Source organism: Marinospirillum sp. (assembly GCF_014859565.1).
In genome coordinates, this window is record NZ_JACUUA010000205.1 from 1 (window position 1) to 5,575 (window position 5,575).

Below are 5,575 nucleotides of genomic sequence, written 5' to 3' on the forward strand. Positions count from 1 at the left end.
GCGCGGGGATCAATGTTATGCCGTGCCACTGGCCGCCCAGCTGTTTGTGGCCGGACAGGATCAACAACCCCGCCCCTTGCGCTGGTTACCTACCGGACAGCGCCAGCCCACAAGCGAGCCACTTAAACTGGCGGCCAACTGCCATTGAAGAGTGCTGGAGGCGAGTTGGGCTTTGTTCATGTTGAGAAGGTTGATTATGTGCTACGCGCGATGTTTGGAAACCTGTCGGGATGTTCAATTATTTCCTCCGTCAGATCCACATCAAGCTCAGGCCAGTAAAAATGCCCTAGGGGCTTCTCCTCAACATTCACGATTGCACTGACTGGCTGCTCTTTAAACCAGGGAAAACAGTTGGCTAAGCCAGCCTTGCCAGTTTGCGGTAGAGGGTTCGTTCACTCACTCCCAGCCGCACGGCCAGTTCTCGGCGGTCACCATCAAAGTGGTGCAGTAAGGCTTTCAGGTAATGCTGTTCCAGTTGATCCAGCGGCAATACCTGCCCCACCGCCTCGGAAAGCAAATCATCCATTTTTGCTGCTTCAACTGAAACATCAGGTTGGAACAGGTGTTTTGCTTCGATCACTCCATCATCAGTCAGCAAGATACCCCGCTCCAGCAGGTTTCTTAGCTCACGGATATTACCGGGAAAATTATAACGTTCAAGGTAGGTCAGGGCTGATGCACCCAACTGTACCTGTTCGCCACCCGGCAGACGGCGCAGCAGGGTTTGTGCCAATAAAGACAGGTCTTCGCGTCGTTCGGCCAAGCTGGGCAAGTGGATGGGAAAAGCTGAAATACGATAATAAAGATCCGCCCGAAAACGCCCCTGTTTAACGGCTTCTTCTAGCTTGCGATGGGTGGCACAGATCAGGCGAAAGCTGGCGTGTTGTGGTTCCATCCCCCCAACACTGCGGTAGGTGCCGGTTTCGATCAGGCGCAAGAGTTTGACCTGTTGTGACAGTGGGATTTCACCAATTTCATCCAGAAACAGGGTTCCACCATGAGCCGCTTCCACCAGTCCTTTTTTACGGCTCAGTGCACCGGTAAAGGCACCTTTTTCATGCCCGAACAACTCACTTTCAAACAGGGTTTCCGGTAAACCGGAGCACTCCACTGTCACAAAGGGTTTACGGGCACGGGGGCTGGCATCATGTAATGCTCTGGCAACCAGTTCTTTACCTGTGCCGGTCTCCCCCAGTAACAACACGGAAATATCACTCGGCGCAGCACGGCGCATCAACGCCAGCATTTGCTGAAAAGCAGGCGAACGACCCACCAGTCCTTCTGATGCTCCAGCACTGGCTGCCGCTTCCCTGACCCGATGCAACACTTCAAGGTAAGCAAGAATCTCGCCCTGTTCAGACAACACCGGACTGAGTTCAACATCAACATGCTCTTCGCCGCGCGGCGTCTGATGTTGATGCAAAACCCGCTGACGCTGGCCGGTTTCCTGACAACGCCTTAACGGGCAGGCCTCCCCTGCCAGATCACAGGGTTGATCATATCCATGCGAAACGGCATAACAGGTTTGTTGCAGCAGGCTTTCGGCTGAGGTGCTGGCCGTGACATAAACAGCACGATAGGCACGATTGGTGGCTAGAATGCGGTAATCCAGACCAATCAGTGTGGCTGGTTCACTAATGGCATCCAGCAGCACCTGCATTTCAGCAAAAGAAATTGACGCCATGATCCGGTTTTCCAAGTGACAAGAATGTCATTTAAAACCAGATCGTCAGTAAAAAAAAGCCCACAGACAGGCTGTGGGCAAAAAAAGTGTCAGACTTAACTGCCACCGGAGAAGATATTGGCACCAGGCTGGCTCAACTCATCAACAAACCCAGTTGCAATAAGCCTGGAAAAATACCCATCAGCAGGCTGACCACCAGCAATATCAGAGAAATCACCGGACTCATTTTTTCAAAATCAGTTGCATCACTCATCATTGTGCTCCATTTGTGGTTTACACAAGGGATATTGCAACCGCCGTGCCAGATAGGATTATTTATTAAAAGCCTGATTTTTAGCGGCTTTCTGAAATACGAGGTTCCTGCATCAGATTGTTTATCTGTCATTATTGGCAGCTCTTATGTCATTTATGGCAAGACATCCCGCCAACATGAATATTTGTCCTGAGATCATTTACGCAGGATAATAGTTGACCTTCTGTTCAATCATTATCCGCGTGAGGTTTTCATGGGTCTGCACGTCATCCAACACCCGCTGGTTCAGCACAAGCTTGGCTTGATGCGGGCTGAGCACATCAGCACCAAAAGTTTCCGTGAGCTGGCCAACGAACTGGGCAACCTGCTAACTTATGAAGCCACCAAGGATCTGGAGCTGGAAACAGAAACCATCACCAGCTGGAGTGGTGATCGGATTCCGGTACAGCGCTTAAAAGGCAAAAAAATCACCGCAGTCCCCATTTTACGCGCTGGTATTGGCATGCTGGATGGCATGTTGCGCCTGGTGCCCAGCGCCAAGGTCAGTGTGGTGGGTCTGTATCGCAATGAAGAAACTCTGGAACCCGTGCCCTACTTCGAGAAGTTTGCCGGGGATATGGAAGAGCGTATTGCACTGGTGCTGGACCCCATGCTGGCAACCGGCGGCTCGATGGTCGCCACCCTCGATATGTTAAAAAAACACGGCTGCAACAGTGTACGGATTCTGGTGCTGGTGGCTGCACCGGAAGGGGTTAAGCGGGTGCTGGATGCTCACCCGGAGGTGGACATTTACACCGCCTCGCTGGATGAGTGTCTGAATGAACAGGGTTATATCCTGCCCGGCCTGGGTGATGCCGGTGACAAGATTTTTGGTACTCGTTAACCTCTCTGGAGAGATTCAACATGTCTTCTGCCCCACCTGCTGAAAGTGGTTTTCTGAATTTTAAAACGTCCCTGTCCGGTGCCCAGATGCTGTTTGTGGCTTTTGGTGCACTGGTGCTGGTTCCGTTGCTGACCGGCCTGGATCCCAACGTCGCTCTTTTTACTGCTGGCCTCGGTACGCTGGTTTTTCATGGTGTCACTAAAAAAAGTGTACCCGTGTTTCTTGCCAGCTCTTTTGCTTTTATTGCCCCGATTCATGTCAGTGTGCAGCAGTGGGGTGTAGAAGCCACCATGGGCGGCCTGATGGCTGCCGGTGTTGCTTATATTCTGCTGAGCCTGCTGGTAAAAATCTACGGTGCCAATATTCTGCATCGTATCCTGCCTGCCATAGTGGTCGGCCCGGTGATTATGGTGATTGGTCTGGCGCTGGCACCGGTGGCGGTGAATATGGCACTGGGTAAAACCGGGGATGGTTCTGCCGAGTTGTTTCCTTACCTTCCAGCCTTGCTCACCTCCATGACGGCTTTGCTGGTCACACTGGCACTGGCGGTGTTTGGACGAGGGTTTTACAAACTCCTGTCAATTCTGGGTGGTGTGCTCAGTGGTTACCTGCTGGCTTACCTACTGGGTATGGTGGATTTCAGCCCGATGCAAACAGCCGCTTGGGTGGCAACACCAGCTTTCACTTTTCCGCAGTTTCATTGGGCGGCAATTTTGTTCATGATTCCGGTAGCCATTGCACCGGCGGTTGAACATCTGGGTGACATGATTGCCATCGGCCAGATTACCGGCAAAAACTTCATCAAAAAACCCGGCTTGCACCGCACCCTGCTGGGTGATGGTCTGGCAACCTCTGTAGCAGCATTTTTTGGTGGACCACCCAACACCACCTATTCGGAAGTGACTGGTGCGGTGATGATCACCCGCAGTTTTAACCCGATGATCATGATCTGGGCCGCTATTATTGCCATCCTACTGGCTTTTGCCGGAAAACTCGGTGCTGCATTACAAACCATTCCGACTCCAGTGATGGGTGGCATCATGACGCTGTTATTTGGTTCCATTGCCGTAGTGGGCATGAACACCCTGACCCGCGCTCATCTGGATCTGACCGCACCACGTAATCTTTGTATTGCTTCACTGATCCTGGTATTCGGTATTGGTGGCATGCAGATCGGTGGCGGTATGTTTATGCTGCAGGGTGTGGGGCTGGCTGCAATAGTTGGTATTGCACTGAATTTGATCCTGCCGGGTGCTCCGGTGATCAAAGGTGAAACTCCAGTCTCAGATAACCATTAAACAACCTTGGCGGCGCAGGGAAGCATCCGCCTAAAGCAGCAAAAAAAAGACTCAATATTCCGCCATTAGTCTTAACCCCTTCATTTCCATGCCACAAAGTGGCATATTCAGTAGTGTCGGTCATATTCCTATAACAAGAGCCGCTGACCATGAACCTATACCGCACGATAGAAAAAGCTTTCTGGTACACCCTCACGCGCAAAATAATAGGGAATGTTATTGCACTGCTGCTGCCCCAGGCCATCCTGGTGGTACTCGCCATTTATTACCTGAAACAACTCGAAGACAAGGTCAGTGCTGTTGGTCAGTCCGAAGCCCTGTACCCGATGCTGATGAACTTCTGGTGGTTGCTGGGGTTATCCAGCCTGGTGGCACTGACAATAGGTGTGTTCACCGTTTTTTTTATGCGCCAGCTGTTTGTGAAACCCATTCGCGACATAACCAAGGTATTACAGGCCATTCGTGATAAAAACGGTGATATTTCTGCCACTCTGCCGGATTACACCTTTGATGAAATCTCGGAAATGGCTCGCAGCTACAATGAGTTTTCCGGTCAGTTAAAACAGATGATCAGTGAGGCGCGCCATCACTCGGTCAGCGTGGCATTAAATGCCGCCAGGGTGCAGAAGATGGTGACTCAGGCCAGCATTTCTTCCACCCGACAGGAAGAGCAAGCTCACCAGATCTTTGAATCCAGCAGCCAGGCAACTCTGGCGGTGGAAGAAATAGCGTCAAACACCACCAATATCAGCCAACAAACCAGTCGTAACCTGGAAGAAATCCACCTGTCCAGCAACGAACTGAAAGATGTTTCCGAACAGATCAAACGTGTGGCACAACTGGCAAGAGGGTTTCAGGAAACCGTGACCACCCTCAGTCGCAACTCGGACAATATCCGCAATATTCTTACCGTGGTGGCAGACTTCTCCGAACAAACCAACCTGCTGGCACTCAATGCCTCGATTGAAGCAGCCCGTGCCGGTGATGCCGGTCGGGGTTTTGCCGTGGTGGCTGATGAAGTACGTACCCTGGCTCAGAAAGTCGGTCAGGCGACTCAGCAGATCCATACCAACATCACTGAAATGACCAGCCTGGTCAGCAAAACCGAAACCGGTGCCGGTGCCATCTTGCAGCATGTCCAGGAAACAGAAGGTTTCATGACCCGCACCAGTGATCAGTTTATAGATATGGTGGCCGGGTTTGAGCAGATGAATCAGCAGCTGACTACCATTTCTGCTGCCATAGATGAGCTGTCTTACACCAACAAGGAAACTCACGAGAATGTCAGCAGCATTACCGATCTTTCTTTGGCGGTGAAGCAGGACATGGATCAATCACGTGAGAACTCTTTTGAACTGGAGTTGGCAACCGAGCGCACCCAGGAATTGTTGTCACGCTTTATTATCGGTTTTGGTGGTTTTGAAAAGATGACCCAACTGGGGTATCTCTGGGCTGCA

General features: G+C 51.5%; 5 protein-coding genes and 1 pseudogene. 3 read left to right on the forward strand and 3 right to left on the reverse strand.

The window, feature by feature from the left end:
• Positions 1–194 precede the first annotated feature (194 nt).
• From IBX50_RS20770 to IBX50_RS16485, 3 genes and pseudogenes are all read right to left on the reverse strand, one after another.
• Positions 195–335: pseudogene (locus IBX50_RS20770) on the reverse strand (hypothetical protein); the annotation flags it as partial.
• A 20-nt stretch (positions 336–355) separates the two neighbouring features.
• Complete coding sequence (locus IBX50_RS16480) at positions 356–1,684, reverse strand: sigma-54-dependent Fis family transcriptional regulator (protein WP_292257389.1); 1,329 nt, start codon at positions 1,682–1,684, stop codon at positions 356–358.
• A gap of 133 nt (positions 1,685–1,817) precedes the next feature.
• Complete coding sequence (locus IBX50_RS16485) at positions 1,818–2,069, reverse strand: hypothetical protein (RefSeq protein ID WP_292257390.1); 252 nt, start codon at positions 2,067–2,069, stop codon at positions 1,818–1,820.
• A gap of 121 nt (positions 2,070–2,190) precedes the next feature.
• Between IBX50_RS16485 and upp the strand changes: the two genes are divergently transcribed.
• The 3 genes from upp to IBX50_RS16500 form a co-directional block, all read left to right on the forward strand.
• Positions 2,191–2,820 carry a uracil phosphoribosyltransferase gene (upp, locus tag IBX50_RS16490; RefSeq protein ID WP_292257391.1) on the forward strand — a complete coding sequence of 210 codons (630 nt, stop codon included), beginning with the start codon at positions 2,191–2,193 and terminating at the stop codon, positions 2,818–2,820.
• Positions 2,821–2,840: 20 nt separating this feature from the next.
• Positions 2,841–4,118 (forward strand): uracil-xanthine permease family protein, encoded by a 1,278-nt coding sequence (locus IBX50_RS16495; RefSeq protein WP_292257392.1) that lies wholly within the window; start codon positions 2,841–2,843, stop codon positions 4,116–4,118.
• 149 nt (positions 4,119–4,267) lie between these two features.
• Positions 4,268–5,575: methyl-accepting chemotaxis protein (locus IBX50_RS16500; protein WP_292257393.1), on the forward strand; the 1,308-nt coding region annotated here is incomplete at its 3' end.